Source organism: Stenotrophomonas sp. Sm2128, assembly GCF_030985535.1.
Classification (GTDB): Bacteria; Pseudomonadota; Gammaproteobacteria; order Xanthomonadales; family Xanthomonadaceae; genus Stenotrophomonas; species Stenotrophomonas maltophilia.
This window is the reverse complement of sequence record NZ_JAPTFQ010000010.1, coordinates 15397-32870: the sequence shown is the minus strand read 5'-3', so window position 1 is coordinate 32870 and position 17474 is coordinate 15397. Positions and strand designations below refer to the sequence as shown.

Sequence of the window (17474 nt, the reverse complement as noted above, 5' to 3'; positions counted from 1 at the left end):
TCACACATTTTTCTGTGGCTGCACGCCCAGGTGAAGCAGCAGGCTGCGCATCGCCGGTGACAGCTGCGCCCATTCGGCGAAACAGGCGCACAGGCGGCGCTGTGCCCAAGCATCTGCAAGCGGAACCGCAACAGTACGGGTATTGCGTCGATGCTGGCGGGCGATGGTACGCGGCACGATGCCGACACCAATGCCGTGGCCGACCATGATGCACACGCCTTCGAACGTCTTCATGCGGATGCGCACGTCCAGGCGTCGCCCGATGTCCCGTGCCTGGTCTTCGATGTAGGCCTGCAGTGCATTGCCGTCGGCCAGCGCGACGAAGGTCTCGCCGGCAACATCGGCGAAGGCCACGCTGCGCCGCGATGCGAAGCGGTGTTCCGCGGGCAGCAGCATCACCAGTGGATCTTCGGCGACCACGTGCTGCTGCAGGCCGGCAGCGTCGACCGCATCACTGATGATGCCGGCTTCGGCCTGGCCAGCGTTGATCGCACGCACGACTTCGGGGCTGGTGCGCTCCAGCAGTTCCACGTGCAGGCGCGGGCGTTCGGCCAGCCACGGTGCCAGCCGCGAAGGCAGGTAGTTGGTCAGTGCTGCGGTGTTGGCATACAGATGCAGTGTGCCGCGCGCGCCGTGCGCGAACGCCTGCAGTTCACCGCGCAGCTGCGCCTGCTGCTGCAGGATCAATCGTGCATGGTGGGCGAGGGCGGCGCCGGCTTCGGTCAGGCTGACGCCGCGGGGGTGCCGGTTCAACAACGCGGTGCCGGCATCGGCTTCGATCGTGCGCAGGCGTTCGCTGGCCGACGCCAGTGCCAGGTTTGCCTGCGCTGCGCCGGCCGTGATGCTGCCCGCCTCGGCAATCGCCAGGAACAGGCGCAGGTCGGCGATATCCATCCGCATGTGATGCCCTCATCGCAACGGCTGCGCCTTCGGATCAGCCGAAGGCAAGGCCGGAAACACCGCATTGTGCGCCGAGCGGCCGGCCGATCCAATGAAGGCATGAATGAATCAATGTACTTCTACGTGCTGCTGGTGGCGGTGTTCGTGCTGGCCGGTGTGGTCAAGGGTGTGACCGGCATGGGGTTGCCGACGGTGGCGATGGGGCTGCTGGGCAGCACGCTGTCGCCGGTGGCGGCGGCGTCGATGCTGTTCATTCCCACTTTCGTCACCAATGCGTGGCAGCTGTTGTCCGGGCCGTCACTGGACCGCATCGTGCGGCGCCTGTGGCCGATGATGCTGGCCGTGGTGGTGGTGACGCTGGGCTCGGCGGCGCTGCTGGTGCGGGTCGATCGCACTTGGTCGCGCGTTGCGCTGGGCGTGGCATTGGTGGTCTATGCCGCCTATGCGTTGCTTGCGCCGGTGTTCCGCGTGCAGCAGCGGCGCGAGCGTTGGCTGGGGCCGCTGGTGGGGGCGTTGTCGGGCGTGGTGACCGGCGCCACCGGCGTGTTCGTGATGCCGGCGGTGCCGTACCTGCAGTCGCTGGGGTTGCAGCGCGAGGAGCTGGTGCAGGCGCTGGGGCTGGCGTTCACGGTGTCAACGATTTCGCTGACCGCCGGCCTGGTGTTGCACGGCGCATTCGGCATCCAGCAGCTGGGGCTGAGTGCGCTGGCGGTGCTGCCGGCATTGCTGGGCATGTGGCTGGGGCAGGTGATCCGGCAGCGCATCAGTGCGCGGGTGTTCCGGGGCTGCTTCCTGGGTTTCCTGCTGCTGCTCGGGCTGGAACTGGTGCTGCGGCCGCTGCTCTGATGCAGGATTCCGGGCATGAAAAAACCCGCTCTCGCGGGTTTTTCTCATTCTCGACGTGGTGCCCAGGAGAGGACTCGAACCTCCACGGTTTTACCCGCTAGTACCTGAAACTAGTGCGTCTACCAATTCCGCCACCTGGGCGTCGAGGAGCGAGATTATGGGGTGTTGTTACGGGGGTGTCAACACTTTTTCTGGATCCGGTGTCGGACCTCGTTTCGCGTGCGGAGCGGGCTCTGACCCCATCTCACTCGCTTGGGGTCGGAGCCCTTTTCTTCGGAAAGGAATTTGGCCCCGCTGCTGGATTGCAGGCAAAAAAAATCCCCGCCGAAGCGAGGAGTTTTTTCGTTGGTGCCCAGGAGAGGACTCGAACCTCCACGGTTTTACCCGCTAGTACCTGAAACTAGTGCGTCTACCAATTCCGCCACCTGGGCGTTCCAGAGGCGCAATTGTGAAGATGAATCCGCAGGCTGTCAACGACTTCCTGAATATTTTTCACGCAAGGCCTTCAAGACGGCCACTGACCCGTTCTGCACGCCGTCAACGGCTACCATGTAGGGCGATGACTACCAAAAAACCAAGCAAGGGCGGGAGCACCTCCCGCGGCCAGGCCCCGAAGAAGGGCGCCAAGGCGGGCACGGCCCGCACCATCAAGCCGGGCAAGCCGTTGCCGGGCTGGTTCCCCGAATTGAATGAAGGCGGCGCACCGCCGCGTGGCCGCAAGGTCCGCAGCAGCGACGCACCGGGCCCGGCCCCGGGCCGCAAGTTGCCGCCGACCGGCAAGGTGATCGACGATCCCTATGCCGCCCGCGAAGCAGAGAAGTACGAACAGCCCATCGCCAGCCGCGAAGCCATCCTGGCCCTGCTGGAGCGTTGCGAAGGGCCGCAGACGGCAGAGGAACTGGGCGCACGCCTGGGCCTGACCGCCCCGGACCGCGCCGAAGCACTGTCGCGCCGGCTCGGCGCCATGGTCCGCGACGGCCAGCTGGTGCAGAACCGCCGCGGCGGCTTCGCCCCGATCCAGACCCTGAACCTGGTCACCGGCGTGGTGATCGCCAACCCGGAGGGCTTCGGCTTCCTGCGCCCGGTCGAGGGCGGCGACGACCTGTTCCTGCCGCCATATGAAATGCGCAAGGTCATGCACGGCGACAAGGTGCTGGCCCGCGTGACCGGCATCGACCACCGTGGCCGCCGCGAAGGCAGCATCGCCCGCGTGCTGGAGCGCGGCATGACCCGCCTGATCGGTCGCTTCAGCATCGAGATGGGCATCAACTACGTGGTGCCCGACGACAAGCGCGTGCAGCGCAACGTGCAGGTGCCGCCGGACCAGACCGGTGGTGCGCGCGACGGCCAGCTGGTGGTCTGCGAGCTGACCCAAGCGCCGGACAGCCGTCGCCCGCCGATCGGCCGCATCATCGCCGTGCTCGGCGACAAGCTGACCGCCTCGCTGGTGGTGGAGACCGCCATCCACGGCCATGAACTGCCGTTCGAGTTCCCGCAGGAAGTGCTGGACGAAGCCGCCTCGGTGCCGCTGGTGGTCGAGCCGGCGATGATCGGCGACCGCGTGGACCTGCGCAGCATGCCGCTGGTCACCATCGACGGTGAAGATGCCAAGGACTTCGACGACGCGGTGTACTGCGAGCCGAACGCCGATGGCTTCCGGCTGGTGGTGGCGATTGCCGATGTCTCCAACTACGTCCGGCCCGGCACGCCACTGGACGAAGAGGCGCAGAAGCGTGCCACCTCGGTGTACTTCCCGGGCTTCGTGGTGCCTATGCTGCCGGAGACGCTCTCCAACGGCATCTGTTCGCTGATGCCGAAGGTCGACCGCATGTGCTTCGTCTGCGACATGCAGATCGACCGCGACGGTCTGGTCACGCATTCGCGCTTCTACGAAGCGGTGATGAACTCGCATGCGCGCCTGACCTACACCCAGGTGTGGAAGGCGGTGGGCGAGGACGATGCCGATACCAAGGCCTGGATGGGCGACCTGCTGCCGCAGGTGCAGCGCCTGCACCAGCTGTACAAGGTCCTGTCCAAGGCGCGTGCCAAGCGTGGCGCCATCGAGTTCGAAAGCAGCGAAGTGCGCTTCGTGCTGGACAACCGCGGTGAAGTGACCCAGGCCGGCATGCTGGTGCGCAACGACGCGCACAAGCTGATCGAGGAATGCATGATCGCGGCCAATGTGGAGGCGGCGAAGTACCTGCTGTCGCGCCATGTGCCGGCCCCGTACCGCATCCACGAGAAGCCGCCGGAAACCAAGTACGCCGACCTGCTGGAATTCCTCAAGGAGTTCAAGCTGAGCCTGCCGCCGTGGTCGAAGGTGCGCCCGGGCGATTACACCAAGCTGCTGAAGAAGATCCGCGACCGCCCCGATGCCACGCTGCTGGAATCGGTGCTGCTGCGCAGCCAGAGTCTGGCGATCTACAGCCCGGAAAACCACGGTCACTTCGGCCTGGCGCTGGAGGCGTACGCGCACTTCACCTCGCCGATCCGCCGTTACCCCGACCTGCTGGTGCACCGCGCGATCAAGCACGCGCTGTCCGGCAAGCCGCTGGACAAGTTCACCTACAACGCGCGCGAAATGGCCGCGCTGGCGCTGCAGTGCTCCGAGCGCGAGCGCCGTGCCGATGAAGCCGAGCGCGAGGTCGACGAGCGTTACCGCGCGGCGTGGATGGAAAAGCACGTGGGTGGCCAGTTCGATGGCGTGATCAGCGGCGTGACCAGCTTCGGCCTGTTCGTGGAACTGGACGAGTCGAAGGTGCAGGGCCTGGTGCACGTGACCCAGCTGCCGCAGGACTATTACAAGTTCGACGCCACGCGCAAGACGCTGACGGGCGAACGCCGCGGCAGCAGTTACCGTCTGGGCGACCGCGTGCGGATCCTGGTGCTGAAGGCCAGCATGGAAGAGCGCAAGATCGACTTCCGCCTGGTCGAACACAAGGGCGAGGACGAAGGCGATGGCCTGCCGCCGCTGCCCGAGCGTGGCAAGCCGGCCATGCGGAAGAAAGAGAAATACTGATGACCGTGGTAGTGCCGGCCGCTGGCCGGCATCCATGGCACCCTCGGCACCGACGGGTTGCCGGCCAGCGGCCGGCACCACCAGGAGACATCGCATGCAAGGCCAACCCGAATACAGTGGCGGCTGCCAGTGCGGCGCGATCCGCTTCCAGGTGCGTGGCGCGCTGACCGACAGTTCGATCTGTCATTGCCGGATGTGCCAGAAGGCCTTCGGTGCCTACTACGCACCGCTGGTATCGGTGCGTGGCGTGCAGTTCAGCTGGACCCGTGGCCAGCCGCGCTATTTCCAGTCCTCCAACGTGGTGCGCCGGGGCTTCTGTGCCGACTGCGGTACGCCGCTGAGCTACGAGGCGCCGGACGGCGTGGCGGTGGCGGCCGGCGCCTTTGACGAACCCGAGCGCCTGCCGCCGACGATCCAGTACGGGGTCGAGCGCAAGCTGCCGTTCGTCGATACGCTGGCCAACCTGCCGGCCCGTCGTACCGAGGAAGACATCGCGGCGCTGGAGTTCCTGGCCACCATCGTGTCCCATCAGCACCCGGACCACGACACGCCGCACTGGCCGCCGCGCAGCCGGTAACGCCCCTGTAGCGCCGAGCGCAGGCTCGGCTCGACAGGGACCTCGCCGCAGCGCCCGGCCCGCCGATGCTCTACCATAGCCACCCCCTTTCCGGTCCCCGCCCGCATGAGCAAGAACAGCCAGTGGATCGTCGGCGTCAACGCCGTCGCCTCCTCCATCGAGAACGACGCCGAGAACGTCCGCGAAGTGCTGGTCGAGGCCGGTGCGAAGAACCCGCGCCTGACCGAGATCGAGGAAAACGCCCGCCGCAAGGGCATCGACGTGCGCAAGGTGAACAGCCAGGCGCTGGACGGTGTCGGCGGTTCGGTACGCCACCAGGGCGTGGCCGCTCGCTATGCCGCCGCCCGCACTTACAGCGAGAACGAGCTGGAGGGCCTGGTCACCGCAGCCGAGGGCAAGGCCCTGCTGCTGGTGCTGGACGAAGTGCAGGACCCGCACAACCTTGGCGCTTGCCTGCGCTCGGCGGCTGCCGCAGGCGCCACTGCCGTGATCATCCCCAAGGACAAGTCGGCCACGGTGAACGCGACCGTGCGCAAGACTTCGGCCGGTGCCGCCGATCTGATCCCGGTGGTGGCGGTGACCAACCTGTCGCGCTGCCTGAAGGACCTGCAGAAGCAGGGCGTGTGGATCTACGGCCTGGCCGGCGAAGCCACTGCGTCGCTGTACCAGCTGGACCTGAAGGGCAACATCGCCCTGGTGCTGGGTGGCGAGGCCGATGGCCTGCGCCGCCTGACCCGCGAGAACTGCGATGGCCTGGTCAAGATCCCGATGCCGGGCGAGATCGAGAGCCTGAACGTTTCGGTCGCCGCCGGCGTCAGCCTGTTCGAGGCCGTGCGCCAGCGCGGTTGATTTCGGGGTCGGATCCCTTTTCCATGTGCCGTGTCGACCAAGGTCGACACCCACCGGGCAGTCGCCAACCTGGGTTGGCGCCCTTGCCGCCTCACCCCGCGCTGCCGCCCAGTGCCTTGAACAGGGTGACGTCGTTGTTCAGCTGGCCCTGGCGCACGCGCGCCAGCGACAGCTCGGCATCACGCCGGGTCTGTTGGGCCTCCAGCCAGGTGCGCAGGTCGGTGGCACCTACGCGGTAGCGCACTTCCTGCGCGCGCTCCACTTCCACCGCTTCGTCGTACGACGCCTGCGAGGCCGCCACCTGGCGCGCCAGCTGCTCGCGTGCCGACAGCGCGTTGTCCACTTCCGACAGCGCGGTGTACAGCGTCTTGCGGAAATTGGTCGCGGCGATCTGATAGCTGGTGCCGGCGATGTCGGTATCCAGCTGTGCGCGCTGCAGGTTGAGGAACGGCAGCGACAGGCCGGCGCCCAGCGTGGCCACCGGGTTACGCAGCACGTCACCCAGCGACGTTGCACTGGAGCCGAGGCTGCCGGTCAGGCTCAGCGCCGGGTAGTACTGGGTAGCGGTCACCTTGATGGTCTTCAGGCTGTTGCGCAGGCGAAGTTCGGCCGCGCGCAGGTCGGGACGGCGGCCGAGCAGCTCGGCCGGCAGGCCTTCGTTGATCCACGGGCTGCGTGCGTCCAGCAGGTCCTGCGGTTCGTCCTGCTGCGGCCAGGGCGTGCCGTCCAGCAGCACGGTCAATGCATTGCGCACCTCCACCCGCTGCTGTTCCAGCGCGCTCTGCGAGGAACGCTGCGACTGCAGGTTCTGCAGCGCCTGGCGCACTTCCAAGCGCGATACCGCACCAGCGTCGAAGCGGGCCTGCACCAGGTCGCGGGTGCGCTCCAGCCGCTCCAGGTTGGCCTGGCCGGTGGCGATGGACTGGTTGAGATAGGCCAGGTTCCAGTACTGGGTGATGGTGTCGCCGATCACCAGCAGCGCGGTGTTCTGCCGGTCTTCCTCGCTGGCCTCGGCTTCCCAGCGGGCGATGTCGCGCTGGGTGCGCAGACGGCCCCACAGATCGACTTCCCAGCCCAGCGAGACGCCGGTGGAATAGCTGCGGCGCCAGTCGTCGGCCTGATCGGTGGCGCGGCTGGCATTGCCGCTGACGCCGGACGACGACGGCTGCGGCCACAGCGCGTTGCTGGCCAGTCCGGCCTGCAGGCGCGAACGCTGCACGGCCAGGCCAGCGGCGGCCAGATCGCTGTTGGCGGCCAGCGCCTGCGCCACCAAGCGGTTCAGTCGTTCATCGCCAAAGCCCGTCCACCAGCTGTCCTGGCGGATGTCGCGGCCCGGTGTATCCAGGCTGCTGCGCGGGTCGTCGGCCGGTGCGTTGAGGGTGGCATCGCCACGGCCGTAGCTGGCCGCCACGTCGGGGGCCTGCACCGGGTAGCGGCCCACCGAGGCACAGCCTGAGAGGGCAAGCAGAACAGCGCCCACCAGTAGCAGGCGCGAGGGAGCAGGGAAGGGCAGTCGGGTCATCATCTTCATTCGCGGGCCAGGGCCTCCACCGGGTCCAGCTGCGCGGCGTTGCGCGCGGGCAGGAAGCCGAATGCCACGCCGATCAGGGTCGAGCAGGCGAACGCGGCAACGATCGAGGCGGTGGAGAACAGCACCTGGAAGTCACTGGCGAAGCGGCCGATCATCGAGCCCAGCAGCAGGGCCAGGCCGATGCCGAGCAGACCACCGAGCAGGCACACCAGCACCGCTTCGATCAGGAACTGCTGGCGGATGTCACTCTGCCGTGCCCCCACCGCCATGCGCACGCCGATTTCGCGGGTGCGCTCGGTCACCGAGACCAGCATGATGTTCATCACGCCGATGCCACCGACCAGCAGCGCGATGGCGGCGATGGCGCCGATCAGCAGGGTCATCGTGCGCGTGGTCTGCTCAATGGTCTGGCGGATCTCTGCGCTGTTGCTGAGGAAGAAGTCCTCGGTGCCGTGGCGCAGGGTCAGCAGGCGGGTGATCGCTTCCTGCGCCGCATCCATCGGCGTGTCGTCGTCCACGCGCACGGTGATGCTGGAAACGTGGCTCTGGCCGAGCATGCGCGACATCACCGTGGTGTAGGGCACCCACACGCTGAGGCTGGTGCTGCCACCAAAGCCGAAGCTCTGGCGCTTGGCCACGCCGACTACGCGTGCCGGTACGTTGCCGAGCAGGATCACCTGGCCGACCGGATCGACATCGGGGAAGAACTGGGTCTGGGTGTTCTCGTCGATCACCGCCACCTGGCCGAGGCCCTTCACCGCGTCGGTATCGAAGAAGCTGCCGCTGAGCAGGGTCACGCCCTTGACCCGGAAGAACTGCTCGCCGACGCCACTGACCTGGGCGGTGGAGGACTGGTTGCGGTAACGCGCGGTGACCGAGGTCGACACGCTGGGGGTGGCGCTGTCCACGTAGCTCTGCTTTGCCAGTGCATCGGCATCGCTGGCCTTGAGCGTCTGTACCCGCGCCGAGCGCATGTCGCCGAAACCACGGCCGGGATAGACGTCGATGGTGTTGGTGCCGAGCGCGCTGATGTTCTGCAGGATCTGCTGCTGCGAGCCATTGCCCAGCGCCACCACCGAGACCACCGAGGCGATGCCGATGATGATGCCGAGCATGGTCAGGAAGGTGCGCAGCCGATGTGCGTTCATCGCCAGCAGGGCCATGCGGAACGCTTCGGTGAAGCGGTCACGGGCCGCCCGCCAGCTGTTGCCGCGGGCCACGCCGGTGCTGGCCTCGCGCTGCGCGCGGTAGGTCGGTGCGTTCGGATTGGTGCGGTCGGCGATGATCTCGCCATCGCGGATTTCGATGATGCGCTGCGCGTGTTCGGCCACGCTCATGTCGTGGGTGACGATGATGATGGTGTGGCCTTCGGCGTGCAGCTCGCCGAGGATCGCCATCACTTCCTCGCCGGATTTCGTGTCGAGCGCGCCGGTCGGTTCGTCGGCCAGGATCACCTCGCCGCCGTTCATCAGCGCACGTGCGATCGACACGCGCTGCTGCTGGCCACCGGACAGCTGGCCCGGCTTGTGGTGCATGCGGTCGCCCAGGCCCAGCCGCTGCAGCAGCTGCTCGGCACGCGCGTTGCGCACCGGGCCGGGGCTGCCGGCATACACCGCCGGTACCTCCACGTTGCCGCGCGCATCCAGGTCGCCCAGCAGGTGGTAGCGCTGGAAGATGAAGCCGAAATGCTCGCGGCGCAGTTCGGCCAGTTCATCCGGCGCCATCCTGCCGGTTTCGCGGCCGGCCACCTGGTAGCTGCCGCGGGTAGGGCGATCGAGGCAGCCGAGGATGTTCATCAGCGTCGACTTGCCCGAGCCGGACTGGCCGACGATGGCCACCATCTCACCGGCGTGGATATCCAGGTTGACGTCGCGCAGGACGGCGATCACATCATCGCCCGCCGGGAATTCGCGTCGCAGGTCGCGCAGGCGCAGCAGCGGCGCCTTCGTGCTCATCGGCGCGGACCCATGCCCGGGCCGCCGACCCGCATCTGCATGCCGCCGCGGTTGCCGCCGCCGGCGCTGGCACCGGCCGCACCGGCTTCGCCCACCACCACGCGTTCGCCTTCCTTCAGCCCGGACAGGATTTCGGCCGAGGCGCCGTTGTTGATGCCCACGGTGACCTTGCGCGGTTGCGGCTGGCCCTTGTCGTCCAGCACCCGCACCATGCGCTCGTCGCCGCGGCGCTTCGGTCCCAGTGCCACCGCCGGCACCATCAGCACGTCCTTGGCCTGCTTCAGCAGTACCGAGACCTGCGCGGTCATGTCGATGCGCAGGGTGCCGTCCGGGTTTTCCACGTCGAACAGCGCGTTGTAGTAGACCGCGCTGCTGGAACTGGAGCTGGACGAACTGCTGGAGCTGGACGAATTCTCGTTGGCGATCGAGGCCGGCGCCGGATTGATCTGGCGCAGCGTGGCGTGGTACTTGCGGTCGGGGTCACCCAGGGTGGTGAAGTACACCGGCATGCCGGCCTTGATCTTGACCACGTCGGCCTCGGAGATCTCGGCGTTGACCGTGACCACGTCCAGCCGCGCCAGCATCACGATGGTGGGCGCGGTCTGGTTGGCGTTCACGGTGCGGCCTTCCTCGGCCACCACCGCCACCACGGTGCCATCCATCGGCGCGGTGATGCGGGTGTAGGCCAGGTTGGCGCGGGCGGTGCCCAGCTCGGTCTGGCGGCCCTTGATCTGCGCCTCGTAGGACTGCAGCTGGGCGCGGGCAGTTTTCAGCTGTGCTTCGGCGGCATCGTATTCCTGGCGCGAGGTGGCCTCGGCCGCCAGCATCTGCTGCTGGCGCGCGAACTCCAGTTCGGCCTGGCGCAGGGTGGCCTGCTGCACGGCGCGCTGGGCGGTGACCTGGTCCAGCGAAGCCTGCGCATTGAGCACCTGGTTCTGCTGGGTGGTGGCATCGATCTCGGCGATCAGGTCGCCTTCCTTCACGGTATCGCCCAGCTGTACCTTCAGCGACTTGATCTGGCCCGAGGCCTGCGCACCGACGCTGACCAGCTTGTAGGCGTCGATCACGCCGGTGGCTTCCACGGTCTGCTCGATGTCGCCGCGGCTGACCGGCGTGGTCGCCACCGCCGGGGCGGCGGGTTTGCGCAGCAGCCACCAGGCGGCGACGGCCACGATGAGGGCGAGCAGGGCGATCAGTATCAGGCGACCACGGCGGGTCGCGGGCAACAGGCGGAACGTCACGTCGTGGCTTCACTCTCGGGGCCGCGGCGGCGGCGTTGGTGGGCATTGTGAAGACCGGGCGACAGGCGGCTCAATCCTCGGGGTATGTCTCTATGTAACACTGTCGGTGAATACGCGTAACCACAGGTATCCCGCTCATGGCTGGATACACTGGTACGCATTGCCCCGGATGCGGTTCAGCTGCCGACACGGGATGATCGCGACATGGAGACTGAAAACACGATGCATCGACTGCTGATCGTCGACGACGACAACGACATCCGCACCCTGCTGGCCGAGCAGCTCGGCCGTGCCGGCTACCAGGTGAGCACGGCAGCAGACGGCACCGCCATGCGCCAGCTGCTGGATCGCGAACACGTGGACCTGATCGTGCTCGACCTCAACCTGCCGCGCGAGGATGGCCTGACCCTGTGCCGCGACCTGCGCGCGCGCTCGAACACCCCGGTGATCATGCTGACCGCGCGCGCCGAGCCGATCGACCGCGTGCTCGGCCTGGAAATGGGCGCCGACGACTACCTGGCCAAGCCGTTCGAACCGCGCGAGCTGCTGGCGCGCATCCGCAACGTGCTGCGCCGGACCGAGGCGCTGCCGGCCAACCTGGAGCCGCTGGCGGTGCGCCGTGCGCGTTTCTCGCGCTGGGTGTTCGACCTGGAGCATCGCCACCTGGTCGATCCGGACGACCGCGTGGTGGTGCTGTCCGGTGCCGAGTTCCGCCTGCTGCGCGTGTTCATCGCCCATGCCAACAAGGTGCTGTCGCGCGAACAGCTGGTCGCGCTCAGCAGCGGCCGCAACTACGAGGCGCAGGATCGCGCGATCGACCTGCAGGTCAGCCGCCTGCGCAACAAGCTGGGCGATGACGGTGGCCCGGATGGCCTGATCAAGACCGTGCGCAACGAAGGCTACGTGCTGGCCTCCTCGGTGAACCTGGAATAAGCCGTCATGAAGCGCCTGCGCCATTTCCTGTCCTCGATGGTCGGGCGGTTGTTCGTCATCCTGCTGTTGGGCATGAGCGTGGCTGCGATCGGCGCGACCATGCTGGCCACCTCCAAACGCCAGCAGGAGTTCGAGCGGCAGAACCTGAACCGCATCGCCGACCGCCTGCAGGGCTACGTCAACCTGCTCGATGGCAATCCCGAACTGCGCGAGCGACTGCTTGAGATCGGTGGGCCCAGCGTGCGTGCGCTGCAGCCTGGCGCGCGCCTGGGGCGGGCGGATACCGCACTGATGGAAGTCCTGGATGACCGGCCCGGCCCGGTGTCGCGCGCGCATGTGCACTTCACCTCGTTCCGTTCCTGCATTCCCAAGCTGCAGGATCTGCTGCCGCCACCGCCGCCGGGGCACCGACGGCATCCGCGTGAGCGTGATCCGGCCTTCATTCCGCCCAAGTGCCGCGCGGTCGATGTGACGCTCAACGACGGTACGCTGCTGAAGCTGGCGCTGGATTCGCCAGCAGTGGCCCACAACGGCATTCTGGCCGTGGACCCGTGGTTCCTGACCCTGCTGGTGCTGGCCATCGCGGTGCTGGCCTATATCGTTGCGCGCATGGCCAGTGCGCCGCTGCAGGAGCTGGCGGCAGCCGCGGAGGATCTCGGCGACGATCTGCAGCGCGATCCACTGCCGTTGCGCGGGCCGCGCGAGGTGCAGCGCGCCGCCGAGGCCTTCAATGCCATGCAGCACCGCCTGCAGCGGCACCTGGCCGAACGCACGCAGATGCTGGCGGCGATCACCCATGACCTGCAGACCCCGTTGACCCGCCTGCGCCTGCGCCTGGAGAACGTCAGCGACGAGGTGCTGCGCGAGCGCCTGATCGGCGATCTGGCGGCGATGCAGGCACTGGTGCGCGAAGGCCTGGAGCTGGCCCGGAGCGCCGAGAGCGCCGAGCAGCGCGCCGCGCTGGATCTGGATTCGCTGCTGGAAAGCATCGTGGAAGACGCCGCAGAGGGTGGTGCCGACGTGGTCTTCGAGGGCGGCACCGGTGCGGTGCTGATGTTGCGCCCGCTGGCCATGCACCGGCTGTTCTCCAACCTGGTGGATAACGCCGTGATGTATGCCCACCGCGTGCGCGTGCGGGTGGAACGCAGCGGCGGCACGATCACGGCGATGGTGTCCGACGATGGCCCGGGCCTGGCGGAAGACCAGCTGGAGGCCGTGTTCGACCCGTTCGTGCGGGTGGAAACCTCGCGTTCGCGGGAAACCGGCGGCGCCGGGCTGGGCCTGACCATCGCGCGCGCCCTGGCCGAGAAGGATGGCGCGCGGCTGTGGCTGCGCAACCGTGCCGAGGGCGGTCTGGAGGCGGTGGTGCAGTGGCCGGCCAGTGCGCAGGTGGTGCCGCCTGGCCGGCCCGGCTGAGCCCCGCCGGACGCACGCGATGACGCCGGGGCCAGGGTTTGGCCTATCATCTGCGCATCTCCCCAGTTTCTCCCCGATGAGTCAGCCCGTTCCTGACGGCACGCCGTTCCGCGTTGCCCGGTCGTTCCCGCTTGCTGCCATGCCCTGCAGCCGTTACCGGCCACTGCCGCCGAGCTGATGGGCAGGTCAGGGGACAACGGGTGCTGGGTGGAGCGCCGCGTTTCGAAGGCCAGGCAGGCACTGCAGCGCGGTCTGCTGTGGGTGTTGCTGGTGCTGGCGCTGCCGCTGGCCGCGCAGGAGGGCGCGCCGCCGCTGCGCGACTACGCCATCGACGTGTGGACCTCGCGCAATGGCCTGCCGCACAACTCGCTGCGCGATATCGCGCAGACTCCCGAGGGGCACCTGTGGTTTGCCACCTGGGAAGGCCTGGTCCGCTACAACGGCCTGGATTTCACCGTGTTCGACCGCAGCACCCGCCCGGGGCTGCGCGACAACGGCATCGGCGCACTGCTGGTCGATCGGCAGGGAGGGCTGTGGATCAGTGATTCGCGCGGTAACGTCAGCCATCGTGGCAACGACGGCCAGTGGCGGGTCTGGGAGCATCAGGCCGACACCCCGCAGGTGCTGATCCAGTCCATGCAGATGGACAGCCAGGGGCGCCTGTGGCTGCTGTACGAAGGCAAGGGCATCGGCTATCTCACGCCGGACAAGGGCATCGTCTACCAGGCGCCGGCGGCCGACCTGCCGATGGCGATGAGCTTCACCAAGCTGGTGGTCGATGCGCAGGACCGGGTCTGGGTTGGCACGCTTGACGGGCTGGTGCTGCGCGACAACGACGGCGTGCTCAAGCGCGCGCCCGCGGCGTGGGGCCTGGGTGCCGGCACCGGCCTGTCTTGGCCGTACCGGGCTCCTGATGGCGCGCTGTGGATCGTCGCTGGCGAGCGCCTGTACCGCGTGGAGGACGATCAGCTGGTGCTGGTGCACCGGCTGCCGGGACAGCTGCACATGACCTCGATGCTGCAGGACCGGCACGGCGACCTGTGGCTGGGAACCGAGAACCAGGGCCTGCTGCGGATCTCGGCGCATGGTCTGGAACGATTGCCGGCCGGCCTGAACCTGCCGGGCGGGCGCGTGGTCAGCCTGCGCGAGGATGCCGAAGGCAGCATCTGGGTGGGGGCCAACGGTGGCCTGTACCGCCTGCGCGAAACACTGTTCAGCAGCTACACCGAGCGTGATGGCCTCAGTGGCGACTATGTGCGCACGGTGCTGGAGGACCGCGACCGCCAGTTGTGGGTCGGTAGTGCCAGTGGTCTCGACCTGCAGACACCCGATGGCCGCTTCCGCGCGGTTCCCCTGCACAACCGCGGCGGCAAGGCGCCATCGGTATTGAGTCTGGCGCAGGGGCCGGACGGCGACCTGTGGGTGGGTACGTTCGGCGACGGCGTTTACCGGCTGGACCGCGATGGCAGTCTCCGCCACAACTATGCGGCAGCCGACGGCATGCCGGGTGGCAACATCCGCGCGATCAGTGTCGATCCGCAGGGCAGGGTCTGGGCGGGTACGCAGAAGGGCGTGGTACGCATCGACGGCGACCGGGTGCAGGTGTCGACTGCCCCGGGCATGCCCGGTGGCCTCATCACCGCACTTGAGCATGACCACCAGGGCAACCTGTGGATCGGCACCATCGAGGGCATCCGCGTGCTGCGTGGCGACCACGTTCAGTCGATCGACCTGGCACCGATGGGCGGGGGCCGCAGTGTGTTCGGATTCCACCAGCTTGGCGAAGCGATGTGGATCAGCAGCGACCGCGGCCTGTACCGTTGGCTCGACGGAAAGCTGGCGCGCGTCGGCCTGGAGCAGGGCATGCCGGTGGATGCGGTCTTCCAGCTGGTGCCGGATCGTCTTGGCAACGTGTGGATCAGCAGCAACCGCGGCGTGCTGCGCACCGACATGGCGACCCTCAATGCCGTGGCCGATGGCCGCGCACCACGAGTGGTGGTGGAGCGCTACAACGAGATCGACGGCATGGCCAACGCGCAGGCCAACGGCAGCTCCGGGCCATCGGCCATCCTGCGCCAGGACGGCACCTTCTGGGTGGTCACCGCCGGAGGCCTGAGCACCGTCGACCCGCAACGCCTGCAGCGCTTCCGCGAGCGCCCATCACCGCCGGCAGCGATCGAGAGCGTGCAGGTGGATGGCGCACCCGTGCATTGGGAGGGCCCGGATCGCAACTACATTCCCGGCGGCCGACGTCTGGCGGTGAGCTATGTGGGCCTGAGTTACCTGATGTCGGACCGGATCCGCTATCGCACGCGGCTGGATGGCCTGGACACCGGCTGGGTCGAGCGCGGCCCGCAGCGCAGCGTCGAGTTCGTCGGCCTGCCTCCGGGTGACTACACCCTGCACGTGTCGGCGGCGCATCCAGGCGGGGCCTGGGGCCAGCAGGAAGCCGTGTGGAGCTTCACGGTGGAGCCGTTCTGGTGGCAGCGCCGCAGCGTGCAGCTGCTGGGCGGGTTGTTGCTGCTGGCTGGGCTGGTGGTGCTGTACCGCCTGCTGCTGCAGCAGCTGAAGGCCAGCAACCTGCGCCTGGCACGGCGCGTGGACGAGGCAACCTTCGACCTGCAGGCCAAGACCGTGCACCTGCAGGCACTGAACCAGGAAAAGACCGAGCTGGCCGAGCGCCTTGCACGGCAGGCCGAGGCCTTTGAGCGGCAGGCGCGCGAGGATGCGCTGACCGGACTGGCCAATCGCCGTGCCTTCGATGAAACGCTGGCGCGCGACTTCGCCCGTTCACAGCGCAGCGGCCACCCGCTGTGCCTGGTGGTGCTGGACATCGACCACTTCAAGGACGTCAACGACCGCCACAGCCACAGCATCGGCGATGCGGTGCTGGTGCAGGTGGCCAGGCTGATCGCCGCGGCCTGCCGCGATTCGGACCTGCCCGCGCGGACCGGTGGCGAGGAGTTCGCGCTGCTGCTCAACGACACCCGCCTGGAAGAAGCCGCGCAGCTGTGCGCGCGCCTGCGCGGCCTGTTCCATGACCACCCCGACTGGGCCGGTGTAGCGGGCCTGCGCGTGACCTTCAGCGCAGGCCTTGTGGAACTGGATGCCGATGACCGCACCCCGGCGCTGCTGTACCAGCGCGCCGACCGCGCGCTGTACCGCGCCAAGAGCGACGGCCGCGATCGTACGAGTATTGGTTGATCGCATCCACGCATGGCGTGGATCTACTGGTGTTGTCGTACCAACCGGCGGTGCCGACCAACGGTCGGCACCCACCAGAGAAGTGCGGCTAAGCTCCCAGGTACGGGTTCACGGCGTCCCCCCGCGAACCCACCTTGTCCGGCCCGACCGCTGATTTGCTTCACGCCACGAGTGGCTCCGCCGTTGGACGCTTCACCGCGGCCAGGCGTTGGCGATGGTACAGAACAATCGTGCGGTCTGTTCGGTGTCATACACCGCGCTGTGTGCTTCGTTCGCATCCCAGCCCAACCCGGCGGCCGTGGCGGCACGCGCCAGCACCGTCTGCCCGTAGGCGATGCCGGCCAGGGTGACGGTGTCGAACACGCTGAACGGATGGAACGGATTGCGCTTGTGGCCGGTCCGGGCCACGGCGGCGTTGACGAAGCCCAGGTCGAAATGGGCGTTGTGGCCGACCAGGATCGCGCGCTGGCAGCCGTACTTCTTCATCGCCGCGCGTACCGGGGTGAAGATGTGGTCCAGTGCGGCCTTCTCTTCCTTGGCCAGCCGGAACGGGTGGTCGAGGATGATGCCGGTCACTTCCAGCGACTTCGGGTCGATCTCCAGGCCCTCGGCCGGCACCACATGGGCACTGGCGGTCTGGCCGGGGTAGAGCAGGCCGTTCTCGTCCATCTCGATCGGCACCGCGGCGATTTCCAGCAGGGCGTTGCGCTGGCTGTCGAAGCCGCCGGTTTCCACGTCCACCACCACCGGCAGGAAGCCGCGGAAGCGTTGTGACATCGCGCGCTGCGCCTGGGGGATTGCGGAATCGGGGGCGGCGGCAGGTGCGGGAGTGGGGTCATTCATGCGTGAATTCTAGCAGAGCGACCCTGAGCGCCCGGCCAGCCCGTGGCGCACGGGTTCCCTGCGCAGGAGCGTGTCGACCAAGGTCGACACCCACCGGTGCACCGCGCACTCAGGATTCCGGTAGGTGCCAACCTTGGTTGGCACACAACGCGCCGACCAG

General features: G+C 67.9%; 12 protein-coding genes and 2 tRNA genes. 7 read left to right on the top strand and 7 right to left on the bottom strand.

Features of this window, described 5'->3' with window-relative positions:
* On the bottom strand, window positions 1-900 hold the full coding sequence (locus O0K41_RS04905; protein ID WP_049451300.1) for a LysR family transcriptional regulator: 900 nt from the start codon (window positions 898-900) through the stop codon (window positions 1-3).
* 99 nt (window positions 901-999) lie between these two features.
* Here O0K41_RS04905 and O0K41_RS04900 point away from each other — a divergent pair, with 99 nt between their 5' ends.
* Window positions 1000-1746: a sulfite exporter TauE/SafE family protein gene (locus O0K41_RS04900; RefSeq protein WP_033834104.1), complete on the top strand. Its 747-nt coding sequence runs from the start codon at window positions 1000-1002 to the stop codon at window positions 1744-1746.
* A gap of 56 nt (window positions 1747-1802) precedes the next feature.
* Here the strand turns inward: O0K41_RS04900 and O0K41_RS04895 are convergent.
* Both O0K41_RS04895 and O0K41_RS04890 read right to left on the bottom strand, forming a co-directional pair.
* Window positions 1803-1887, bottom strand: a tRNA-Leu gene (locus tag O0K41_RS04895).
* Between the two features lie 205 nt (window positions 1888-2092).
* Window positions 2093-2177 (bottom strand) — tRNA-Leu (locus O0K41_RS04890).
* Window positions 2178-2305: 128 nt separating this feature from the next.
* Here O0K41_RS04890 and rnr point away from each other — a divergent pair.
* The 3 genes from rnr to rlmB all read left to right on the top strand — a co-directional run bounded on the left by rnr (window position 2306) and on the right by rlmB (window position 6191).
* The gene (gene rnr / locus O0K41_RS04885) at window positions 2306-4765 is read left to right on the top strand and encodes a ribonuclease R (RefSeq protein WP_164222265.1); all 2460 of its coding nucleotides are present in this window, start codon (window positions 2306-2308) and stop codon (window positions 4763-4765) included.
* 94 nt (window positions 4766-4859) lie between these two features.
* Entirely contained in the window at window positions 4860-5342 is a 483-nt protein-coding gene (locus tag O0K41_RS04880; RefSeq protein WP_005412762.1) for a GFA family protein, read from the top strand.
* Window positions 5343-5447: 105 nt separating this feature from the next.
* Window positions 5448-6191 (top strand): 23S rRNA (guanosine(2251)-2'-O)-methyltransferase RlmB, encoded by a 744-nt coding sequence (gene rlmB / locus O0K41_RS04875; protein ID WP_005408775.1) that lies wholly within the window; start codon window positions 5448-5450, stop codon window positions 6189-6191.
* 91 nt (window positions 6192-6282) lie between these two features.
* On the opposite strand, the gene O0K41_RS04870 is transcribed toward rlmB, so the two are convergent.
* From O0K41_RS04870 to O0K41_RS04860, 3 genes are read right to left on the bottom strand one after another with little or no spacing between them, the layout of a single operon-like run.
* On the bottom strand, window positions 6283-7722 hold the full coding sequence (locus O0K41_RS04870) for a TolC family protein (RefSeq protein ID WP_099604849.1): 1440 nt from the start codon (window positions 7720-7722) through the stop codon (window positions 6283-6285).
* Window positions 7719-9677: a MacB family efflux pump subunit gene (locus O0K41_RS04865; RefSeq protein WP_005412764.1), complete on the bottom strand. Its 1959-nt coding sequence runs from the start codon at window positions 9675-9677 to the stop codon at window positions 7719-7721. The genes O0K41_RS04870 and O0K41_RS04865 overlap by 4 nt, the downstream gene beginning before the upstream one ends.
* Window positions 9674-10918 (bottom strand): efflux RND transporter periplasmic adaptor subunit, encoded by a 1245-nt coding sequence (locus O0K41_RS04860; RefSeq protein ID WP_005408778.1) that lies wholly within the window; start codon window positions 10916-10918, stop codon window positions 9674-9676. Before O0K41_RS04860 ends, O0K41_RS04865 begins: the two co-directional genes overlap by 4 nt.
* 204 nt (window positions 10919-11122) lie before the next feature.
* Between O0K41_RS04860 and O0K41_RS04855 the strand changes: the two genes are divergently transcribed.
* From O0K41_RS04855 to O0K41_RS04845, 3 genes are all read left to right on the top strand, one after another.
* Window positions 11123-11851, top strand: a complete 729-nt coding sequence (locus O0K41_RS04855) for a response regulator (RefSeq protein ID WP_005408779.1) — start codon at window positions 11123-11125, stop codon at window positions 11849-11851.
* Window positions 11852-11857: 6 nt separating this feature from the next.
* Window positions 11858-13267: an ATP-binding protein gene (locus tag O0K41_RS04850; RefSeq protein WP_005408780.1), complete on the top strand. Its 1410-nt coding sequence runs from the start codon at window positions 11858-11860 to the stop codon at window positions 13265-13267.
* 177 nt (window positions 13268-13444) lie between these two features.
* Complete coding sequence (locus tag O0K41_RS04845; protein ID WP_065183350.1) at window positions 13445-16471, top strand: ligand-binding sensor domain-containing diguanylate cyclase; 3027 nt, start codon at window positions 13445-13447, stop codon at window positions 16469-16471.
* Between the two features lie 192 nt (window positions 16472-16663).
* Here O0K41_RS04845 and rnt read toward each other — a convergent pair whose 3' ends face one another.
* On the bottom strand, window positions 16664-17248 hold the full coding sequence (gene rnt / locus O0K41_RS04840) for a ribonuclease T (protein WP_005408782.1): 585 nt from the start codon (window positions 17246-17248) through the stop codon (window positions 16664-16666).
* Window positions 17249-17474 lie beyond the last annotated feature (226 nt).

What these genes read in the sequence shown, in the direction of transcription:
- O0K41_RS04850 (WP_005408780.1), top strand. Translation starts at nt 11,858, where the DNA reads ATGAAGCGCCTGCGCCATTTCCTGTCCTCGATGGTCGGGCGGTTGTTC.
- O0K41_RS04845 (WP_065183350.1), top strand. Translation starts at nt 13,445, where the DNA reads ATGGGCAGGTCAGGGGACAACGGGTGCTGGGTGGAGCGCCGCGTTTCG.
- O0K41_RS04880 (WP_005412762.1), top strand. Translation starts at nt 4,860, where the DNA reads ATGCAAGGCCAACCCGAATACAGTGGCGGCTGCCAGTGCGGCGCGATC.
- O0K41_RS04870 (WP_099604849.1), bottom strand. Translation starts at nt 7,722, where the DNA reads ATGAAGATGATGACCCGACTGCCCTTCCCTGCTCCCTCGCGCCTGCTA.
- O0K41_RS04905 (WP_049451300.1), bottom strand. Translation starts at nt 900, where the DNA reads ATGCGGATGGATATCGCCGACCTGCGCCTGTTCCTGGCGATTGCCGAG.
- rnr (WP_164222265.1), top strand. Translation starts at nt 2,306, where the DNA reads ATGACTACCAAAAAACCAAGCAAGGGCGGGAGCACCTCCCGCGGCCAG.
- O0K41_RS04855 (WP_005408779.1), top strand. Translation starts at nt 11,123, where the DNA reads ATGGAGACTGAAAACACGATGCATCGACTGCTGATCGTCGACGACGAC.
- O0K41_RS04900 (WP_033834104.1), top strand. Translation starts at nt 1,000, where the DNA reads ATGAATGAATCAATGTACTTCTACGTGCTGCTGGTGGCGGTGTTCGTG.
- O0K41_RS04865 (WP_005412764.1), bottom strand. Translation starts at nt 9,677, where the DNA reads ATGAGCACGAAGGCGCCGCTGCTGCGCCTGCGCGACCTGCGACGCGAA.
- rlmB (WP_005408775.1), top strand. Translation starts at nt 5,448, where the DNA reads ATGAGCAAGAACAGCCAGTGGATCGTCGGCGTCAACGCCGTCGCCTCC.
- rnt (WP_005408782.1), bottom strand. Translation starts at nt 17,248, where the DNA reads ATGTCACAACGCTTCCGCGGCTTCCTGCCGGTGGTGGTGGACGTGGAA.